The following is a 20,736-nucleotide window of genomic DNA, read 5'->3' as shown; positions in this document are numbered from 1 at the left end:
GTTGCTAATAGGTAGACGGCTAAACGACCGTTATAAGGTATTGCAAGTAATTGGTGGAGGCGGAATGGCAAACGTCTATTTAGGTCGCGACATGATTTTGGATCGTGATGTGGCAATTAAAGTGCTTCGCTTAGACTTTGCAAGTGACGATGCGTTTATAAAGCGTTTCCATCGAGAAGCACAATCTGCTACGAGTATTGCTCATCCTAATATTGTCAGCATTTATGATGTTGGAGAAGAAGAAGATATTTACTATATCATCATGGAATATGTACCGGGTATGACATTAAAGCAATACATTCTGCAAGAATCACCATTATCTCTTGATAAAGCCATACATATTATGACGCAGATTACATCAGCTATTGCCCATGCTCATCAGTACGGAATTATTCACCGGGATATTAAGCCTCAAAATATTTTAATTGATCATGATGATACCATTAAAGTTACTGACTTCGGCATTGCCGTAGCACTAAGTTCTACAACCATTACGCATACTAATTCTGTTTTGGGCTCTGTTCATTATTTATCTCCTGAACAGGCAAGGGGAGGGCTTGCGAATAAGCGTTCTGATATTTATTCGCTTGGCATCGTCCTATTTGAATTGCTAACGGGTCGAGTCCCTTTTTCTGGGGAATCGGCTGTGTCAATTGCATTAAAACATTTACAGACAGAAACACCTTCTCCAAAAAGGTGGAATCCATCTATCCCTCAAAGCGTGGAGAATGTTGTATTAAAAGCAACAACTAAAGATCCATTTTACCGATACAGTTCCGTCGAAGAACTCGAAGCGGATTTACAGTCTGCTGTTCATCCAAATCGTTATAATGAACAAAGGTTTACGGTGCCTGATGATGAAGAAGTGACAAAAGCCATTCCAGTTATTAAGGAGGATTTTGTTGAATCTGAAGAAACGCACGTACCTGTGAGAAAACCACCTCACTTAGAGCGTGAAGAACAAGAAGAAGAAGAATTAAAGCCTAAGAAAAAAAAGAAGAAAAAGAAAAAAGGCAAAAGCAAGCTGATTGTAACGCTTGTTTTAATTTTTTTGCTGCTGGCAGCTGCTAGCGTAGCCGCCGTTACATTTATTCCGGCTTTATTACTGCCAAAAGACGTAAAGGTTCCTGATTTACATAATCAAGATTATGAATCAGCAGTAACCGATTTAGTTTCTTTAGGCTTTAAAGTGAAGAATCCTAAAGATATATCCGATAATGAAGTGGAAGAAGGCGACGTGGTTAAAACGATGCCAGAAGCGGGAGACGTGATCAAAGAAGGATCTAACGTCATTATTTATCGAAGTACAGGAAAGAAAAAAGAAGCATTTAACCGGTACATTGGAAGAAGCTTTACGGAAGTAAAGAGTCTGTTAGAAAAGCAGAATTATAAAGATATCCAATCCATCGAAGTTGAAAGCACAGAGCCAAAAGGCAATATTACAGATCAGACGCCTAAAGAAACCGAACAAGTCGTGCCGGAAGATACAACGGTTACGCTATGGGTAAGTAAAGGTCCGCCGAAGATTACATTAAAGGATTTCTCGGGCTGGACGGAAAAAAGCGTAAAAGATTATGCATCAGATGAAGATATCGAAGTGGACGTGAAAACCGCGTATTCCGACACCGTTGAAAAAGGTCTTGTGATGTCTCAAAAGCCTGCAGCGGAGCAGAGTATCGAGCAAGGTGATAAGCTCAGCATTACGGTCTCAATGGGCAAAGAGCCAAAAGCTCCTCAAACGGTGTCAGTGGATGTGACTATTCCGTATAAAGAAGAGGCTGACACCGAAGCAAGCACGGAACAAGGCGACGCAACGGAAACAGGCGATGCCACTGAAACAGAAGAGGAAAAGCCAAAGCCGCAAAAAGTACAAATTTATATCGAAGATGCAGATAACGATATGTCGGTTCCTGCTAAAGAACTAACGATTACTGAAACAACAAAAGAATCATTCGATGTTTTAGTTGATGAAAATGAAAAAGCGTCTTATAAAATTGTCCGAGACGGGGAAGTTATTGAAGAAAAAGACGTTGAATATCCAGAGTGATAGGAGTGAGGTTATGCCAGAAGGAAGAATTATTAAATCCCTTAGCGGATTTTATTATGTTCTTCATGACGGACAAGTAACGCAATGTCGAGGACGAGGTGTTTTTCGTAAAAAGAAGGTAACGCCTTTAGTCGGTGACAATGTAGTATTTCAGGCGGAAAATAAGCTTGAAGGATATATACTTGAAATTAAAGAACGTAAAAATGAATTAGTTCGTCCCCCAATTTCAAATGTTGATCAGGCGCTGCTTGTTTTTTCAGCGATTGAACCTGATTTTAGTACAATGCTTCTTGACCGATTTTTAGTGTTAGTGGAGTCTAATCATATTGAACCTATTATTTGTATTTCAAAAGTAGATCTTTTATCACAGCAGCAAAAGCAAGAAATCGAGCAATATGCCGAAGAATATCGTAAAATAGGATATGAGGTCATTTTAACGTCGACAGTCACAGAAAAAGGCATGGAACAAATTCAGCCGTTATTTGAAGATCGCGTAACGGTTATTGCTGGACAGTCAGGTGTAGGTAAATCTTCATTGCTAAATACGCTTAAACCAGAGCTTGAGTTAAAGACAAATGATATTTCAATGTCACTTGGAAGAGGAAAGCATACAACACGTCATGTAGAACTGATTTCGTTTGGTGAAGGTTTAGTAGCCGATACGCCAGGCTTTAGCTCACTGGAATTTTTAACGTTAGAAGTAGAAGAGTTGACCGATTGTTTTCCTGAAATGTCGCGTTTGAGTGAACAGTGTAAATTTCGAGGTTGTTTGCATGTGAAAGAACCAAAATGTGCGGTGAAAGAAGCATACGAACAAAAAAAAATTCCGAGTTATCGCTACGAACATTACTTGCAATTTGTTGAGGAAATTAAGCAAAGAAAGCCGAGGTATTAAAAATGACAAAAATCGCACCTTCCATTTTATCTGCCAATTTTTCAAAGCTTGCTGAAGAAATTCGTGAAGTTGAAGCAGGTGGAGCAGACTACATCCATATAGACGTTATGGATGGCCATTTTGTTCCTAATATTACAATTGGACCGCTTATCGTTGAGGCTGTACGCCCTGTCACAACACTGCCATTAGATGTGCATTTAATGATTGAAAACCCAGATCAATACGTTCCAATGTTTGCAAAGGCAGGTGCTGATATTTTAACGGTACATGCTGAAGCGTGTACTCATTTGCACCGCACCATTCAATTAATCAAAGAGCACGGCATGAAAGCAGGCGTTGCTTTAAATCCTGCAACGCCAATTGACGTGGTAAAGCATATCTTAGAAGATATCGATCTTATTTTATTAATGACGGTGAACCCAGGCTTTGGAGGACAAAACTTCATTCCAAGTGTACTGCCGAAAATTGAGCAAATCTCTCAGCTTATTGAAATCCGTCACCTTTCTATTGAAGTAGAGGTTGATGGAGGAATTAATGAAGAAACAGCAAGAAAATGTGTAGAAGCAGGAGCAAATGTCTTAGTGGCTGGCTCAGCTATTTATAATCAAGAAGATCGAGCTGGCGCAATCAGCCAAATTCGCACAACTGTTCAAGCGTAAGTAATAAAAGCTGCTGTGTACAACGGGTAGAACTTGTACACAGCAGCTTTTTCTTTTAGGATAAAGAAAACATATTTATTTCGTTCATTTTTTAATAGAAAAGGAGCATATACATAATGAAAATTCATATTCTAGCAGGGGGACCGGATGAACATATGCCACTCCTGCACCAATCAAATGATGTAAAGTGGGTAGGAGTAGACCGGGGCGTATTCCTGCTTCTTCAACAAGACATTTTGCCCGTGAAAGCATTCGGAGATTTTGATTCCATTACAAATGCGCAGCTTAAGCGAGTGAGAGAAGCATTACAAGATGTTGAATTGTATCCTGCGGAAAAAGATGCAACTGATTTGGAACTTGCTTTTGAGTGGGCAATAGAGCAAAAACCGGACAGTATTTGTATCTTTGGAGCAACAGGTGGAAGACTTGACCACATGTTTGGAAGCGTTCAGCTCCTGTACAAAGGCTTAAAAAAGAAAGCGAATGTACAAATGATTGACAATCAAAATATCATTCAATTGTTTGAACCAGGCACTTATCATGTTGATCGTTTAAAGGAGTTTCACTATATTTCATTCGTTCCTTTTGCAGGCGGTGTAAAAGAGCTTACGCTAGAAGGTTTCAAATATCCGCTCAATAAGCATGAAGTAGAACTCGGCTCAACTTTATGTATTAGCAATGAACTTATTCAACAAAGAGGTACTTTTTCATTTACAAAAGGCATATTAATGATGGTAAGAAGCAATGATAAACGTTGCTTGTGATGAAGTATGGAAAATGAGAGCAGGACATAGGGCTTTCTTTAAAAGGAGATAAAGTGTGGAGACGGTTAGGAGGGACAGTATGAAATTCTATACAATCAAACTTCCAAAGTTTTTAGGTGGGATCGTAAAGGTCATGCTTAATTCGTTTAAAAAAGATTAACAACGCCGGAATAATAAAAGAAGCACCATAAAATATGGTGCTTTTTCATTATAAAGATTAAACGCGTTGAACTTTACCAGACTTAAGGGCTCTAGCTGAAACGTACACACGTTTTGGTTTACCGTTCACTAAGATACGTACTTTTTGAACGTTAGCACCCCATTTACGCTTAGTAGCGTTCATTGCGTGAGAACGTGCGTTACCTGAACGAGCTTTTCTACCAGTTACTACACATTTGCGTGCCATGATTTTCCCTCCTAACACCAAAAAAACTACTCAATTCTGTTTTGAGAAATACTATATTAATTTATCACAGCCTTAAAGAGAATGCAATAGTTCTGGAGAAAAGCTTTCAAGAAATTTTCCTTGACATATAAAATGAATCTATGTTCAATAATATAGAGAGTAGAAATAGGTATAACTTGGGCAATTACTTATTTTAAGACAAGTTGATACCCAATACTGTCATCTTTAAAAGGGACAAGCTGGACGCCTCTTTTAAAACGAGATTGATTATAGTAGAATATTTATAACCTATGAAAGTAGAAAGGGGAACGAGTATGTCCATCGAAATGAAAACGAAGTATGGTCAAATTGATATTTCTACAGATGTAATTGCAACAATTGCTGGAGGAGCAGCTGTTGATTGTTACGGGATTGTCGGAATGGCTTCAAAAAATCAGCTTAAAGATGGTCTTACAGAAATTCTTCGCAAAGAAAACTTTACACGAGGTATTGTGGTAAGACAAGAAGAGGATGACGTACATATCGACATGTACATTATCGTAAGCTATGGAACAAAAATTTCTGAAATTGCTCATAATGTGCAAACAAAAGTAAAATACACGCTGGAACAAACGGTTGGTCTAACGGTTGATTCAGTAAATATTTATGTGCAGGGTGTTCGTGTAACGAACGTTTAATTAAGGAGGAAGATTCGTGTCAATGACAAGGTTGGACGGAAAGCGGTTTAGAGAAATGGTGCTTCAAGGAGCCCAGCATCTATCTAACAATGCAGATTACGTGGATGCGCTGAACGTTTTTCCTGTACCAGATGGTGATACTGGAACAAATATGAACTTATCGATTACGTCTGGTGCTAAAGAAGTGAAAAATAAACTATCTGATCACATCGGTCAAGTGAGTCAAGCTTTGTCTAAGGGCTTATTGATGGGCGCGCGCGGTAATTCAGGAGTTATTTTATCTCAATTATTCCGCGGTTTTGCGAAATCGGTTGAGCAAAAGTCAGCGATTACAACAGTTGAGTTTGCTGAAGCTCTTGAGCTTGGTGTAGAAACTGCTTATAAAGCTGTTATGAAACCAATCGAAGGAACCATTTTAACAGTAGCTAAGGATACTGCTAAAAAAGCAGTGGCTGTTGCTAAAAAGCAATCTGATATGATTCTGTTCATGGAAGAAGTACTTAAGGAAGCTAATGCTTCGTTAAATCGCACGCCAGATCTTTTACCCGTGTTAAAAGAAGTAGGCGTAGTGGATAGCGGAGGTCAAGGGCTTGTTTTAATTTATGAAGGGTTTTTAGCTGAATTAAAAGGTGAAAAACTTCCGGGTGTACCCATGTCAGCTCCTTCGATGAATGAACTTGTAAATGCTGAGCATCATAAGCATGTGCAAAGCCATATGAATACAGAAGATATTGAATTTGGCTATTGTACAGAATTTATGGTAAGGCTGGAAGAGGATAAGCCCGCAGCTAAAACATTTTCTGAAGAAACGTTTCGCCAAGATTTAAGTAAATGGGGCGACTCGTTGCTTGTAGTATCTGATGATGAAATTGTGAAAGTTCATATTCACGCCGAGCATCCTGGAGAAGTGTTAAACTACGGGCAGCAATATGGAAGTTTAATTAAAATGAAGATTGAAAACATGAGAGAACAGCATAGCAGCATTGTTTCAGATGAAGAAAAGCCTGCAGTAAAAAAGGCTGAAAAACAGCCCTTTGGCATTGTTACTGTATCAATGGGAAAAGGAATAGCTGAATTGTTCAAGAGCCTTGGGGCAACGGTTGTCATTGAAGGCGGACAAACAATGAATCCAAGTACGGAGGATATTGTCAAAGCGATTGAAGAAACAAATGCAGAACAGGTACTTATTTTACCTAATAACGGAAATATTGTAATGGCTGCTAACCAAGCGGCTGCTGTTGCGGGCAGTCACGTTTCGGTTGTCCCGTCTAAAACGGTTCCTCAAGGAATGACAGCGCTGCTATCATTTAATCCTCAGCAAAGCTTAAAAGAAAACGAGGAAGCAATGACAGAAGCTCTGCAGCACGTAAAAACAGGGCAAGTAACGTATGCAGTTCGCGATACAAATATTGATGGTCTTGAATTAGCTAAAGGCGATTTTATGGGTATTGCCGAAAAGAAAATCGTCGTAAAAGATTCAGAGAAATTAGAAGCAGCGAAAAAGCTATTGACTTATATGATTGATGACGAAGCGGAAATCCTTACGATTCTTCAAGGAGAGGATGTCTCAGACGATGAAGCTGAAGCGCTAACATCGTTTGTAGAAGAAACGTTTGAAGAAGTTGAGGTAGAGCTTCATAAAGGAGATCAACCTTTATATTCTTACATTTTTGCAATTGAATAACAAAAAAAGAAGCACTCCTCTCAAGGGGCGCTTCTTTTTTGTGTTTTTTAAGTTAAATACGAACTATTTTATTTTTGCATGTTGTAATCGTTCGGCATATTAGGTATATTAGTTGAAAAGAACCCGTTTGTATGGTAGTTTTGAAAACTGATTGAGTCAAATGTGAAAGAAAACAGCATGAGAGGAGAGGCAACAGTGGATATTTTAAAAGGAACAGGTTTATTGTTATTAGTTTTATTTTTATTTTGGTTGTTTAGCAACAAGGCACCTTATGGCATGAAAGCGATGGGGGCTCTGGCAAGCGGAGCGGTGGCTGCGTTTCTCGTAGAGGCCTTTCAGTCATATGTAGGAGGAGATTTACTAGGTATTTCATTCTTAGGTGAAGTTGGAAAGGCTGCAGGAGGAATGGGAGGAGTTGCGGCGGCAGCACTAGTTGCTTTGGCGTTAGGAGTATCTCCTGTATATGCTCTTATGATGGGCGTGGTGTGTTCGGGACTAGGCTTGCTCCCTGGATTTTTTGCGGGATACCTCATGGCATTTGTAGTGAAATTTATTGAGAAAAAGGCACCTGCTGGTCTAGACTTATTAGGCAATATCTTAATTGCAGCACCTTTAACAAGATTAATTGGTAATGCATTCTCACCTATTGTAGATGCGACGCTTTTAAATATTGGAGGAATTATTAAAGATACAACAAGTGCTAGCCCTATTTTGATGGGAATTATTTTAGGGGGAGTTATTACAGTAGTAGCAACGGCTCCGCTTAGCTCAATGGCTTTAACGGCTATGCTAGGGTTAACGGGATTGCCTATGGCGATTGGAGCTCTTGCTGTGTTTGGTTCTTCTTTCATGAACTATGTGCTGTTTGATCGATTAAAAATTGGGGATCGTCGTACAACCATTTCAGTTGCAGTTGAACCTTTAACACAAGCGAATATTATTTCAGCCAATCCAATTCCTATTTACATTACCAACTTTGTTGGAGGGGCACTAGCGGGTGTAGTTGTGGCTCTGTTCGGATTAGTAAATGATGCTGCAGGCACGGCAACGCCAATCGCAGGACTTGCAGTGATGTTTGGGTTTAATGACCCTATGAAGGTCACAATTTGTGCAGTACTTTGTGCACTAGCGGGAGCATTAGCTGGGTTTATAGGTTCAGTTGTTTTTAAAAACTTTAAAATTAAAACAGTAGACGATGTAGCTTCAGAGCAAGAAGCAGCGTAAGTAATTCATCTTTTCCTGCATAACATAGCAAAAAAAGCGGTGTGCTTATCCTATTTTTATGGATAAATACACCGCTTTTTTTGTGCGTGAATCTCTAATAAAAATGAGAATTTTTAAATTTTTTAAGAGCGTGAAACAAAGCTTCCAAAAAGTCAAAAGCTCAAGTAACATATAAGTAATAACAATGTCTAAATAGCAGGGGGAAAATCCTTATGAAATATAAATCTGTCTTCGATATTATTGGTCCGGTAATGATTGGACCATCTAGTTCACATACGGCTGGTGCAGCGCGTATTGGACGCGTTGCCCGAACACTCTTTGGTAAGCAGCCCACAAAAGTTGTGGTTTCATTGTACGGTTCTTTTGCTCAAACGTATAAAGGGCACGGAACAGACGTAGCGTTGATTGGCGGTATTTTAGATTTTGATACATTCGATCAGCGTATTCCGGAGTCTTTGGACTTGGCTAAAAAAGAAGGAATTGACGTCACATTTGTTGAGGAAGCGGCAATCACAGACCATCCGAATACTGCTCGCATCAAAATGAGCGACGGATTAAAGGAAATTGAAGTTGTTGGAATTTCAATTGGCGGAGGAAAAATTCAAATTACGGAACTTAACGGATTTGAATTAAATTTATCAGGCATGAATCCAGCTATTCTCGTTGTGCATAATGATCGATTTGGTGCCATTGCGACCGTTACAAATATTTTGATGAAACATTCAATTAATATCGGACATATGGAAGTATCTCGCAAAGAGCGCGGCGAAGTAGCGCTTATGGCAATTGAAATGGATACGAATATTGAAGATGATGTAATTGAAGAGTTAAAAACATTGCCTCACATTATTCAAGTAACAAGAATGGTTGAATAGGAAAGGCCTGGGAGAATAAATCGAATAATTATATATGGTTCTAAAGTGAAAATAAGACAGAATAATAGCGGAGGTTACTATGTTTCGAAATGTAGCAGAACTAGTAGAATTAGCAGAAAGTCAAAATGTAAAAATTGCAGAGATTATGATTCAACAGGAAATAGATATCACGGGAGTTACTCGTGAAGAAATCATGGAAAAAATGGACCGGAACTTAACGGTTATGGAAGAAGCGGTTGAACGCGGTTTAAAAGGGGTACAGTCTGTTACAGGTTTAACAGGCGGGGATGCAGTGCTGCTTCAAAACTATATTCAAAGCGGAAAATCTTTATCTGGAAATTTAATTTTAGATGCAGTTAGCAAAGCTGTAGCGACAAACGAAGTAAATGCGGCAATGGGTACAATCTGTGCAACGCCTACTGCTGGATCTGCAGGGGTAGTGCCAGGAACGCTGTTTGCAGTGCAACATAAGCTAAATCCCACTCGTAAAGAAATGATTGAATTTTTATTTACATCAGGTGCTTTTGGGTTTGTTGTAGCCAATAATGCGTCTATTTCAGGAGCAGCAGGCGGATGTCAAGCAGAAGTTGGTTCAGCTTCAGGTATGGCAGCTGCAGCGATCGTTGAAATGGCAGGAGGTACACCTAGTCAGGCAGCTGAAGCAATGGCAATTACTCTCAAAAATATGCTAGGATTAGTATGTGACCCAGTAGCGGGGCTAGTAGAAGTTCCATGTGTGAAACGAAACGCAATGGGAGCGGCGAATGCAATGATTGCAGCAGATATGGCCTTAGCAGGCATTACAAGTCGTATTCCATGTGATGAAGTCATTGATGCTATGTATAAAATTGGTCAAACAATGCCGGTTGCATTACGAGAAACTGCACAAGGAGGCTTAGCGGCAACACCAACAGGTCGCGAGCTTGAAGCGAAGATCTTTGGTATTGCATTAAATAAAAGTGAATGAACTAACAACTATTTCAATTAAAACCATTAAAGGTATTGGAGATGAAACAGCACAAGCATTAGAGGATATGCATATTCACAGTGTGCATGACTTGTTAGAACATTTCCCATACCGCTATGAAGATTATGAGTTAAAAGATTTGGCTGAAGCAAAGCACGACGAAAAGGTCACCGTAGAAGGAAAGGTTCACAGCGTCCCCTCGCTTACGTATTACGGCAAAAAACGTTCGCGCCTTACGTTTCGGCTGCTAGTAAACCGCTATTTGATTACGGTTACTTGTTTTAATCGCCCTTACTATAAATCAAAGTTAGAAATCGATCAAACTGTTACGGTTACAGGGAAATGGGATCAGCATCGGCAAACGATTAACTTGCAGGAGCTTCAATTTTCTCCGTTTGTTAAAAATCAAACGATTGAGCCTGTTTACTCAGTTAAAGGCAGCTTAACGGTCAAAGGAATGCGGAAGTTCGTCTCTCTTGCGTTGAAGAATTATGGCAGCAGCATTCAGGATATGCTCCCGGCCTCTATTCGTTCTAGGTACAAACTAGTAACGCGTGAAGAAGCGGTTAGAAGTATTCACTTACCTCGTGATCATGAAGATTTAAAACAAGCGAGACGTCGATTTGTCTATGAAGAATTTCTACTTTTTCAATTAAAAATGCAGGCGCTGAGAAAGCGCGAAAGAGAAGAAACGCCTGGAATGAAGCAAGCATTTGATTCAACTGAGCTGGTAAACTTCACGAACTTGCTGCCGTTTCCGTTAACAAGCGCTCAAAAACGTGTAGTAAACGAAATTACGCACGATATGAAATCGCCTTATCGCATGAATCGCTTGCTGCAAGGTGATGTAGGGTCAGGTAAAACAGTCGTAGCAGCGGTTGCTTTATACGCCACTGTTTTAGCGGGACATCAAGGTGCTTTAATGGTACCGACTGAAATTTTAGCTGAACAGCATGCAGAGTCATTAACTGCGATGCTTGAAAAGGTAGGCATCAGCGTAGGCTTGCTAACAGGGTCTGTTAAAGGAAAAGCAAGAAGAGAGCTGCTTCAGCGAGTGAGCGACGGAGATGTTCATGTATTAGTAGGTACACATGCCTTAATTCAAGACGAAGTTATATATAATAGTTTAGGGCTCGTCATTACGGATGAACAGCACCGCTTTGGAGTTGGACAGCGCCGGGTTTTACGTGAAAAAGGAGAAAGTCCGGATGTACTGTTTATGACGGCGACTCCTATTCCAAGAACCCTTGCTATTACGGTGTTTGGAGAAATGGATGTGTCCATTATTGATGAAATGCCAGCAGGACGTAAGGCTATTGAAACGTACTGGGTAAAACATGATATGCTTGAACGTATTTTACATTTCGTTGAAAAAGAAATACACGATGGCAGACAAGCTTATGTTATTTGTCCGTTGATTGAAGAATCGGACAAGCTGGATGTTCAAAATGCAATTGATGTGCATGCAACACTCACTCACTATTTTAATGGAAAAGCAAGCGTTGGTCTCATGCACGGAAGATTGTCACCTGATGAAAAAGAAGAAGTGATGAAACAGTTTAGCGTAAATGACGTGCAGATTTTAGTATCAACAACGGTTGTAGAAGTAGGAGTGAACGTTCCGAATGCAACCGTAATGGTCATTTATGATGCAGAGCGCTTTGGGTTATCTCAGCTTCATCAGCTAAGAGGACGCGTAGGACGAGGAGATGCACAGTCATATTGTATTCTACTCGCGGATCCGAAATCAGAAGTTGGAAAAGAACGAATGACCATTATGACGGAAACAAACGATGGATTTGTATTATCAGAAAGAGACTTAGAGCTTCGTGGGCCTGGTGATTTCTTTGGTAGAAAACAAAGCGGGATGCCTGAGTTTAAAGTAGCAGACATGGTGCACGATTACCGTGCGCTTGAAGTAGCTCGAGAAGATGCTGCTAAGCTTGTAAATTCCGACAGTTTTTGGACAGAAGAGCAGTTTGCGCTGCTGAGAATACAATTAGAAGCAACGGGCGTATTAACTGGAGAAAAATTTGATTAGTAAAAGAGGCTGAAAGTAGTTTAGTTGAAGGGAAATCCGAACGATGAATCGAGATTCTTGATGAAGAATCCAACTCGTTCGGATTTTTTCATTGGTAGGGTGAACGTCGGTTTCATGTATGTAGATACTTTTAGCGGCTGTTAATAGTCATGAATATCCATAGTGTGATGCACAGAATATAGCATGTGAAAAATGTTGCAATTAGAAGGCAATGATTATATACTGCTATTAGTACCTAGTATTAAAAGTTCGGATGGTGGACAATGAAGCGCAGTAAAAAAGAAAGACAGCAGCTATTAAAAACGACAATTGAAGAAAACCCATTTATTACGGATGAAGAACTAGCAGACCGTTTTTCAGTGAGCGTTCAAACAATTCGATTAGACCGCCTAGAGTTGTCGATTCCTGAACTGCGAGAACGTATTAAGCATGTAGCTTCAAAACAACTAGACGAGGAAGTGCGTTCGCTTCCGATTGAAGAAGTCATTGGAGAAGTTATCGACATTGAACTAGATCAATCAGCGATATCTATTTTTGATGTGAAAACAGAGCATGTGTTTCAGCGTAATCAAATCGCTCGTGGTCACCACCTTTTTGCGCAGGCTAATTCGTTAGCTGTCGCTGTTATTAACAACGAACTAGCGCTCACAGCAGATGCGTCGATCCGTTATCATCGCCCTGTTAAGCTTCATGAACGAGTGATAGCAAAAGCGAAAGTTCTGTCAACTAGTGAAGTGCGAACCACCGTTGAGGTAAACAGCTATGTAGGGCAAGAGCAAGTGTTCTCTGGCACTTTTAAAATGTATCGTTCTACAAAGGATAAATAATAAAAAGGATGAGACGCAACATGAAACTAGCTATTGATGCAATGGGCGGAGATCATGCACCGAAAGCCATTATTGAAGGTGTAGAAAAAGCTACTGCTCAATTTAAAGAATTACATATTACGTTAATTGGAAACGAATCAGAAATAAAAAAGCATTTAACGAATCCAGATCGTATTTCGATTATTCATACAGAAGAAACCATTGATGCAACTGATGAGCCAGTGCGAGCTGTGCGCCGTAAAAAACAAGCATCTATGGTATTAATGGCAAATGAAGTAGCCGAAGGTCGTGCTGATGCTTGTATTTCAGCAGGAAACACAGGTGCGTTAATGACAGCGGGACTTTTTATTGTAGGTCGCATCAAAGGCATTGAACGTCCAGCACTTGCTCCGACGCTTCCGACACTAGATGGAAAAGGCTTTTTAATGCTAGACGTTGGTGCAAACGTTGATGCCAAGCCTGAACATTTGCTCCAGTACGCTGTGATGGGGTCGGTGTATGCCGAAAAAGTACGCGGCATTCAAGCTCCTAGAGTGGGACTGTTGAACATTGGAACTGAAGATAAAAAAGGAAATGACTTAACCAAACAAGCTTTTCAGCTACTAAAAAACGCTGATCTCAATTTTGTAGGCAACGTGGAATCTCGTGATTTGCTAAACGGCGTAGCCGATGTGGTTGTAACAGATGGTTTTACAGGAAATATGACTCTTAAGAGCATTGAGGGAACGGCGCTTTCCTTGTTTTCAATGATTAAACAAGAATTAATGAGCACGTTAAAAAGCAAGTTAGCCGCAGCGGTACTCAAGCCTCAGCTGCAGGGTTTAAAAGCGAAAATGGATTACAGTGAATATGGAGGAGCAGGGCTGTTTGGATTGCATGCGCCTGTTATCAAAGCGCACGGTTCGTCGGATGCGAATGCAGTATTTAGCGCGATTAAGCAAGCAGTGAATATGGTGGAAAACAATGTGTCTTCCACTATTCAAAAAGCAATCGAACAAACTGCTAATGAAGAAAAGGAGAGATAAGAAATGGGGAAAATTGCTTTTATCTTTCCAGGCCAAGGGTCACAAACTGTTGGTATGGGAAAAGATTTATATGATGAAACAGAGGAAGCAAGAAAGCTGATTCATACAGCTGACGAAGCTTTAGGGTTCAGTCTTTCAAACATTATTTTTGAAGGGCCTCAAGAAGAATTGACTTTAACTTATCACGCTCAACCTGCTCTTTTAACAACGAGTACAATGCTGCTTGAAGCGTTTAAAACGAGCGGAATTACACCCGATTTTGTTGCGGGTCACAGTCTAGGAGAATACAGTGCGCTTGTGGCTGCTGAGGTTTTATCGTTTAGAGATGCTGTTGTGGCTGTTCACAAAAGAGGTCGCTATATGGACGAAGCTGTACCAGCAGGTCAAGGTACAATGGCAGCAGTGCTTGGCATGTCTGCGGAAGATCTAGAAGCCGTTACCGCTCAAATTACAAACGAAGGCGAAGCTGTTCAGCTTGCAAATATTAACTGTCCGGGTCAAATTGTTATTTCAGGTACGGTAAATGGCGTAGAAAAAGCAGGAGCTCTTGCCAAAGAAAAAGGTGCAAAACGCGTGATTCCTCTAGTGGTAAGCGGTCCGTTTCACTCTAGTTTAATGAAGCCAGCTGCTGAAAAATTACGTGATACGCTAGAAACAGTGGGCTTTAGCGATGCGAAAGTTCCAGTCATAGCAAACGTAACAGCAAAGCCGGTTACTGACAGTCAAGATATTCAAAACAAGCTAGTGGAACAACTGTATTCTCCAGTGAGATGGGAAGAAACAGTTGAGACACTTCTTGCAGAAGGTGTAGATACATTTGTTGAAATTGGACCAGGAAAAGTATTATCAGGTCTTGTGAAAAAAGTAAATCGCCGTGCGGCTGTTTACGCTGTTAATGATCTTACATCATTAAAATCAACGATTGACGCACTAAAAGGGGGAGAATAACATGTTACAAGGGAAAGTTGCAGTTGTAACAGGCGCTTCTCGCGGAATTGGTCGTGCCGTTGCAATTGAGCTGGGAAAGCTTGGTGCTAAAGTAGTTGTAAACTATTCTGGAAGCGAAGCGAAAGCTCTTGAAGTTGTGGATGAAATTAAAGGACTAGGAACGGATGCAATTGCTGTACAAGCAAATGTGGCAGAAAGTGATTCTGTACAAGCAATGATAAAAGAAGCGATTTCTACATTTGGTTCAGTAGATATTTTAGTAAACAACGCGGGCATCACACGTGATAATCTTCTTATGCGTATGAAAGAAGACGAATGGGATGATGTTATTAATACAAACTTAAAAGGCGTGTTTTTGTGTACAAAAGCGGTTACTCGTCAAATGATGAAGCAGCGCGCAGGACGCATCATTAACATTTCATCAATTGTCGGCGTCAGCGGTAATGCTGGACAAGCAAATTATGTAGCAGCAAAATCAGGCGTGATTGGTTTAACAAAAACAACTGCCAAAGAATTAGCAAGCCGCAATATTACAGTGAATGCAGTTGCTCCTGGTTTCATTGCAACAGACATGACGGATAAATTGAATGAAGAAGTTCAGGCGGAAATGTTAAAGCAAATTCCTCTTGCAAGTTTTGGCCAGCCTGAGGATGTTGCGAACGCAGTTGCGTTTTTAGCATCAGATGCAAGCCGTTATATTACCGGTCAAACGATTCACGTTGACGGCGGAATGGTGATGTAAAAAAGGCACTTTACGAAAAGTGCAATTTGGTGATAAAGTACAAAGGGACGTTTACTAGGCGACCGATAAACTTTATTATTCAACCATAGTATTTTAGATGGAAATCATCTATAATGACTTGAGGGGAGGTGAAGAACAATGGCAGAGGTACTAGAACGCGTAACAACAATCATTGTTGATCGTCTTGGTGTAGACAAAAGTGAAGTGAAACTAGAATCTAGTTTCAAAGAAGACTTAGGTGCTGACTCTCTAGACGTAGTTGAATTTGTAATGGAGCTTGAAGAGGAATTCGATATCGAAATTTCTGACGAAGAAGCTGAAAAAATTTCAACTGTAGGAGATGCAGTTAATTACATACAGAGCCAAATTTAATCTGTAGTATATGTATGAAAAGCCCCGTTAAACAGCGGGGCTTTCTCTTCTTTTTAAGAATTTCAAAAAAAGACCTCTTTTTTTGAAAAGGTAGTGTATCTTTTAGGATACCTCGTTTTATAATGAGAGATGGTAGGGAAAAACTACGAAACAATTGAAGCAGGTAAGCGGAGGTATTTTATGCCTAAACAATATTCAAATCGAGATCGAAAGATGAACGTGAAATTCAAGCAAAATTTTGCCGAGTTTCAAAAGGAAATTGGTATTCAGTTTACAAATGAAGCGCTTCTTTTTCAAGCATTTACACATTCATCCTATGTGAATGAGCATCGCAGAAGACCGTATGAAGACAACGAGCGTCTTGAGTTTTTAGGAGATGCCGTATTAGAGCTAACCGTATCACAATTTTTATTTAAAAAGTATCCAACGATGAGTGAAGGTGAGTTAACGAAGCTTCGTGCAGCAGTTGTGTGTGAACCGTCGCTTGTTACTTTTGCAAATGAAATGGATTTTGGTAAACTAGTGTTACTTGGAAAAGGTGAAGAGATGACGGGCGGCCGATCTAGACCGGCTTTACTGGCCGATGTGTTTGAAGCATTTATCGGAGCTCTTTATTTAGACCAAGGGCTTGATACGGTAGTAACGATTCTAAAAAAAGTTGTCTTTCCAAAAATTAATGAAGGTGCTTTTTCTCATGTGATGGATTTCAAAAGCCAGCTTCAAGAAGTGATTCAACGTGATGGAGTTGGACAATTAGAATACAAAGTTTTGCAAGAAAAAGGTCCAGCGCATAATCGCGAATTCTTATCTCGCGTATCGTTAAATGGTGAAGAGCTCGGCGTTGGTGTAGGCCGTTCGAAAAAAGAAGCAGAGCAAAAAGCAGCTCAAGTAGCTATTACGAAAATTAGAGCAAGTCAAACGAAATAAAATGATCCCCCTCTTAACGCATTCGTTATAAAGGGGGATTTGCTATGAAAAGATTACATGTGTGAGGGGGGATTTCTATGTTCCTCAAACGATTAGATATTGCAGGGTTCAAATCGTTTGCAGAAAAAGTATCGATAGATTTTGTGCCAGGTGTAACGGCGGTAGTAGGACCGAATGGGAGCGGAAAAAGCAACATTACGGATGCTATACGCTGGGTGCTTGGAGAACAGTCAGCCAAATCGCTTCGTGGAGGGAAAATGGAGGACATTATTTTTGCAGGAAGCGAATCACGCCGTGCGGTAAACGTGGCTGACGTAACGCTGACTTTGGAAAATGATGACCAGTTTCTCCCGCTTGATTATCATGAAGTTAGTATTACAAGGCGCGTGTACCGCTCAGGAGACAGTGAATTTTTTATTAACAACCAGCCGTGCCGTTTAAAAGATATTGTCGATTTATTTATGGACTCAGGACTTGGAAGAGAAGCTTTTTCGATTATCAGTCAAGGAAAAGTAGAAGAAGTACTAAGCAGTAAATCTGACGAGCGCCGTAAAATTTTTGAAGAAGCAGCAGGTGTATTAAAATACAAAACGCGTAAACGAAAAGCGGAGCTTCGGCTTCTCGAAACGCAAGAAAATTTAAATCGAGTAGTAGATATTCTTCATGAAATTGAAGGTCAGTTAGAGCCTTTACAGATTCAATCGTCTATTGCAAAAGATTATTTGCAGAAAAAAGAAGAATTAGAGCACATTGATGTGGCTGTTACGGTATTTGAAGTTGAAGATCTTCATCAGAAATGGGAAAAATTAAAAGCTGAAATGGCTCAGCACGAGCAGCTTGAAGAATCTCTCGCGACCAATATTCGCACGCGTGAAGGAGAAATCCAGACCCTTCGTTCGCATATTCAGCAAATCGATGAACAGCTAGACTCTTTACATAAAAAACTACTATATGTAAGTGAAGAAGTAGAAAAGCTAGAAGGCAAAAAAGAAGTATTAAAAGAGCGTAAGAAAAATGCTTTTCAAAATAAAGAGCAGCTGGAACGTTTAGTAAAAGAGTATACTCATAAGCATCAAGAGCTAAGTAAAGCAAAAGACAGCGAAGGAAAAGATCTTGAGCAATCTCAAAAAGAAGTGCAAGAGATACGTTTGAAGCTTGCTGAGCAGGAACAGTTGTTTAGGCAGTACAGTGAGAATCTAGAAGAAAAACTTGAACAGATGAAAAGCGAATATTTTGAATTAGCGAACGCTCAAACATCCGCTCGAAATGAAATTTCATTTTTAGAGCAGCAAAAAATGCAAACGTTTGAAAAAGAGCAGCGCTTAACAAAATCCAACGAGCAATACGTCGAACAGCGCCGTGAATTAACGCAGCGAAAAGAAGCGGCGATTAAAAGGCTCGCTCAGTTTCGTCAAGAGCTTCAGCAGGCTGTACAAGTGTATAAGCAGCAAGGAGAGAAGCTTGAGTCATTAAGGCAAGCCTATCGTAAACAAGAGTCTACGCTTTATCAAGCTTATCAGTACGTGCAACAGACAAAATCACGAAAAGAAATGCTTGAAGAGATGCAAGAAGACTATGAAGGTTATTTTCACGGTGTAAAAGAAGTATTAAAAGCGCGTGATGGGAAGCTTGCAGGTATTAAAGGTGCCATTGCTGAGCTAATTAATGTCCCAAAAGAGTATGAAACAGCGCTTGAAATTGCGCTTGGAGGAGCAGCTCAGCACATTGTCGTTCAAGACGAACAAAGTGCCCGTCAGGCAATTGGCTTTTTGAAACAAAACGGTTACGGCAGAGCTACATTTTTACCACTGACGTCTGTAAAAGACCGTTATGTTCCGGCTCAAACTATTTCTATGCTAGAGAGTCACGAAGCGTATGTAGGAATCGCTTCATCTCTTGTTAAATACGAAGCTACCTACGACCGAGTTATTAAAAATTTGCTTGGAACCGTTATTGTTGTCAATGATTTAAAAGGCGCGAATGAACTTGCCCGCCTTGTGCAGCATCGCTATCGTTTTGTGACCGTTAAAGGGGATGTGGTCAACCCCGGTGGTTCGATGACAGGCGGTTCAATGAAGCAAAAGTCCAACTCTTTGTTAGGCCGTCAGCGTGAAGTGGAAGCCATTACGGCAAAAATAGAAGAGATGGAACAAAAGACGCTTGTGCTCGAGCAAGATGTGAAAGATAAAAAGTCACAGATTGAAGAGCTTCAACAGGAAATTAATAAACAGCAGGCATTTGTGGAACGCTTGAAAGACAAAGAGCAGGAATCTGACCGAGAAGTAAAGCAAATTGACATCGAAGAAAAAGCAGTGAATGACCGCTTAACCATGTATGATCATGATATTGCTAGCTTTAGACAAGATCAAACAAGCTTGTCCGCTCGAATTGATGAGCTGCATACGAGTTTGCAGGGAAATCAGCAGCAGGCAAATGTATTAGAGAAAAACATTGAAGAGTTAGCTGCACGCAAGCATACACAGCAAACGTCTAAAGAAACGGTTCAACATGAGCTTACAGAAGTAAAAGTGCTTCTTGCGAAAAAAGAACAGTTCCTCACAAATCAGCAAGAAAAATACGAAAGAGTGTGCTTTGAGCTTGATCAAACCATTCAGCGTTTGTCTGAAGCTACAGATGATCTTTCTCTTTTAACGAGTGAAATCACGAGCAACGACTCGGGTGAACTTCAGCTCGAAGAAGCGGCGCATGAGCGAATAAAAGAAAAGACAGAAACGTTGCAATTAATGGATGACTGCAGATCAGAGCGGTTGAAAGCCCAGAATAAGCTTGAAGACGAAGAAAGGGTTGTAAAAGAGCTCCAGCGTCAGTACAAACAAATTACGGATGCTTTAAAAGATGAAGAAGTCAAAATCAATCGAATTGACGTAGAGCTAGACAGCCGTCTCCAGCAGCTGACAGAAGAGTACGAAATTAGCTTTGAAGCAGCAAAAGAAAAGTATCCTTTAACATTAGATATTCAAGAAGCAAGGAAAAAAATCAAGCTCATTAAGCTGGCAATTGATGAATTAGGAACCGTAAACTTAGGTTCTATCGAACAATACGAACGCGTTTCAGAGCGCTATGAATTTTTAAATACGCAGCGAGCTGACCTCGACGAAGCGAAAAATACCCTGTATCAAGTGATTGAAGAAATGGACGAGGAAATGAAGAAACGTTTTTCTGATACGTTCTCTCGTATCCGCAATGAATTTGGTACAGTGTTCTCTTCACTATTCGGAGGAGGAAAAGCGGATTTGAAATTAACAGATCCGAAAGATTTATTAAATACAGGGGTGGAAATTGTTGCCCAGCCTCCTGGGAAAAAACTGCAGAATCTAGGGTTGCTGTCAGGCGGCGAGCGTTCGTTAACAGCCATTGCCCTCCTGTTTTCTATTTTGAAAGTACGTCCGGTGCCGTTTTGTGTGCTAGATGAAGTGGAAGCGGCGCTTGATGAAGCGAACGTTCATCGCTTCGCTACGTATTTACGCAAATTTAGTAATCAAACACAGTTCATTGTTATTACTCACCGAAAAGGTACAATGGAAGAAGCTGACGTACTGTACGGTGTGACAATGCAAGAATCTGGCGTATCGAAATTAGTCTCTGTTCGTTTAGAAGAATCAAAGCAATATGTTTAACTCATAGAATGAAAGGGT

At 40.3% G+C, this 20,736-nt stretch carries 19 protein-coding genes; 18 read left to right on the top strand and 1 reads right to left on the bottom strand.

Translation table 11 applies throughout. From position 1 onward, the window contains the following. The first annotated feature begins 1 nt into the window (after position 1). The 5 genes from pknB to spoVM all read left to right on the top strand — a co-directional run bounded on the left by pknB (position 2) and on the right by spoVM (position 4,525). Positions 2–2,047 (top strand): Stk1 family PASTA domain-containing Ser/Thr kinase, encoded by a 2,046-nt coding sequence (gene pknB, locus WKH56_RS01875; RefSeq protein ID WP_048019985.1) that lies wholly within the window; start codon positions 2–4, stop codon positions 2,045–2,047. 13 nt (positions 2,048–2,060) lie between these two features. Further along, entirely contained in the window at positions 2,061–2,942 is an 882-nt protein-coding gene (rsgA, locus tag WKH56_RS01870; protein ID WP_048019837.1) for a ribosome small subunit-dependent GTPase A, read from the top strand. A 2-nt stretch (positions 2,943–2,944) separates the two neighbouring features. Continuing rightward, a complete protein-coding gene (gene rpe / locus WKH56_RS01865; RefSeq protein WP_013058916.1) occupies positions 2,945–3,601 on the top strand; it encodes a ribulose-phosphate 3-epimerase in 657 nt (218 codons plus the stop codon). A 116-nt stretch (positions 3,602–3,717) separates the two neighbouring features. Continuing rightward, positions 3,718–4,365, top strand: a complete 648-nt coding sequence (locus WKH56_RS01860) for a thiamine diphosphokinase (protein ID WP_048019838.1) — start codon at positions 3,718–3,720, stop codon at positions 4,363–4,365. A gap of 79 nt (positions 4,366–4,444) precedes the next feature. Beyond that, positions 4,445–4,525, top strand: a complete 81-nt coding sequence (gene spoVM, locus WKH56_RS01855) for a stage V sporulation protein SpoVM (RefSeq protein ID WP_016765421.1) — start codon at positions 4,445–4,447, stop codon at positions 4,523–4,525. A 57-nt stretch (positions 4,526–4,582) separates the two neighbouring features. Here the strand turns inward: spoVM and rpmB are convergent, their stop codons facing one another. Beyond that, on the bottom strand, positions 4,583–4,771 hold the full coding sequence (gene rpmB, locus WKH56_RS01850; RefSeq protein ID WP_013058914.1) for a 50S ribosomal protein L28: 189 nt from the start codon (positions 4,769–4,771) through the stop codon (positions 4,583–4,585). Positions 4,772–5,085: 314 nt separating this feature from the next. On the opposite strand from rpmB, the gene WKH56_RS01845 reads away from it, so the two are divergent. From WKH56_RS01845 to smc, 13 genes are all read left to right on the top strand, one after another. Next, on the top strand, positions 5,086–5,448 hold the full coding sequence (locus WKH56_RS01845; protein ID WP_013058913.1) for an Asp23/Gls24 family envelope stress response protein: 363 nt from the start codon (positions 5,086–5,088) through the stop codon (positions 5,446–5,448). Positions 5,449–5,464: 16 nt separating this feature from the next. After that, complete coding sequence (locus WKH56_RS01840) at positions 5,465–7,132, top strand: DAK2 domain-containing protein (RefSeq protein ID WP_048407589.1); 1,668 nt, start codon at positions 5,465–5,467, stop codon at positions 7,130–7,132. Positions 7,133–7,327: 195 nt separating this feature from the next. Then, complete coding sequence (locus tag WKH56_RS01835) at positions 7,328–8,356, top strand: PTS sugar transporter subunit IIC (protein WP_016765419.1); 1,029 nt, start codon at positions 7,328–7,330, stop codon at positions 8,354–8,356. Positions 8,357–8,568: 212 nt separating this feature from the next. Then, complete coding sequence (sdaAB, locus tag WKH56_RS01830) at positions 8,569–9,231, top strand: L-serine ammonia-lyase, iron-sulfur-dependent subunit beta (protein ID WP_028411448.1); 663 nt, start codon at positions 8,569–8,571, stop codon at positions 9,229–9,231. A 79-nt stretch (positions 9,232–9,310) separates the two neighbouring features. Beyond that, positions 9,311–10,198 (top strand): L-serine ammonia-lyase, iron-sulfur-dependent, subunit alpha, encoded by an 888-nt coding sequence (gene sdaAA / locus WKH56_RS01825; protein ID WP_013084817.1) that lies wholly within the window; start codon positions 9,311–9,313, stop codon positions 10,196–10,198. Beyond that, positions 10,191–12,239 (top strand): ATP-dependent DNA helicase RecG, encoded by a 2,049-nt coding sequence (gene recG, locus WKH56_RS01820; protein WP_048019840.1) that lies wholly within the window; start codon positions 10,191–10,193, stop codon positions 12,237–12,239. The genes sdaAA and recG overlap by 8 nt, the downstream gene beginning before the upstream one ends. 263 nt (positions 12,240–12,502) lie before the next feature. Further along, on the top strand, positions 12,503–13,066 hold the full coding sequence (gene fapR, locus WKH56_RS01815) for a transcription factor FapR (RefSeq protein WP_013058909.1): 564 nt from the start codon (positions 12,503–12,505) through the stop codon (positions 13,064–13,066). Between the two features lie 20 nt (positions 13,067–13,086). Next, a complete protein-coding gene (plsX, locus tag WKH56_RS01810) occupies positions 13,087–14,091 on the top strand; it encodes a phosphate acyltransferase PlsX (protein ID WP_048019841.1) in 1,005 nt (334 codons plus the stop codon). A gap of 3 nt (positions 14,092–14,094) precedes the next feature. Next, the gene (gene fabD / locus WKH56_RS01805) at positions 14,095–15,039 is read left to right on the top strand and encodes an ACP S-malonyltransferase (protein WP_048019842.1); all 945 of its coding nucleotides are present in this window, start codon (positions 14,095–14,097) and stop codon (positions 15,037–15,039) included. A gap of 1 nt (position 15,040) precedes the next feature. After that, entirely contained in the window at positions 15,041–15,781 is a 741-nt protein-coding gene (fabG, locus tag WKH56_RS01800) for a 3-oxoacyl-[acyl-carrier-protein] reductase (protein WP_013058906.1), read from the top strand. A 138-nt stretch (positions 15,782–15,919) separates the two neighbouring features. After that, the gene (gene acpP / locus WKH56_RS01795) at positions 15,920–16,153 is read left to right on the top strand and encodes an acyl carrier protein (protein WP_013058905.1); all 234 of its coding nucleotides are present in this window, start codon (positions 15,920–15,922) and stop codon (positions 16,151–16,153) included. Between the two features lie 180 nt (positions 16,154–16,333). Next, a complete protein-coding gene (gene rnc, locus WKH56_RS01790) occupies positions 16,334–17,080 on the top strand; it encodes a ribonuclease III (RefSeq protein ID WP_013058904.1) in 747 nt (248 codons plus the stop codon). 77 nt (positions 17,081–17,157) lie between these two features. Beyond that, a complete protein-coding gene (smc, locus tag WKH56_RS01785) occupies positions 17,158–20,718 on the top strand; it encodes a chromosome segregation protein SMC (RefSeq protein ID WP_221832072.1) in 3,561 nt (1,186 codons plus the stop codon). The last annotated feature ends 18 nt before the right edge of the window (positions 20,719–20,736 follow it).

It is taken from the genome of Priestia sp. SB1 (assembly GCF_038898415.1).
This window is presented reverse-complemented; position numbering and strand designations above follow the sequence as displayed.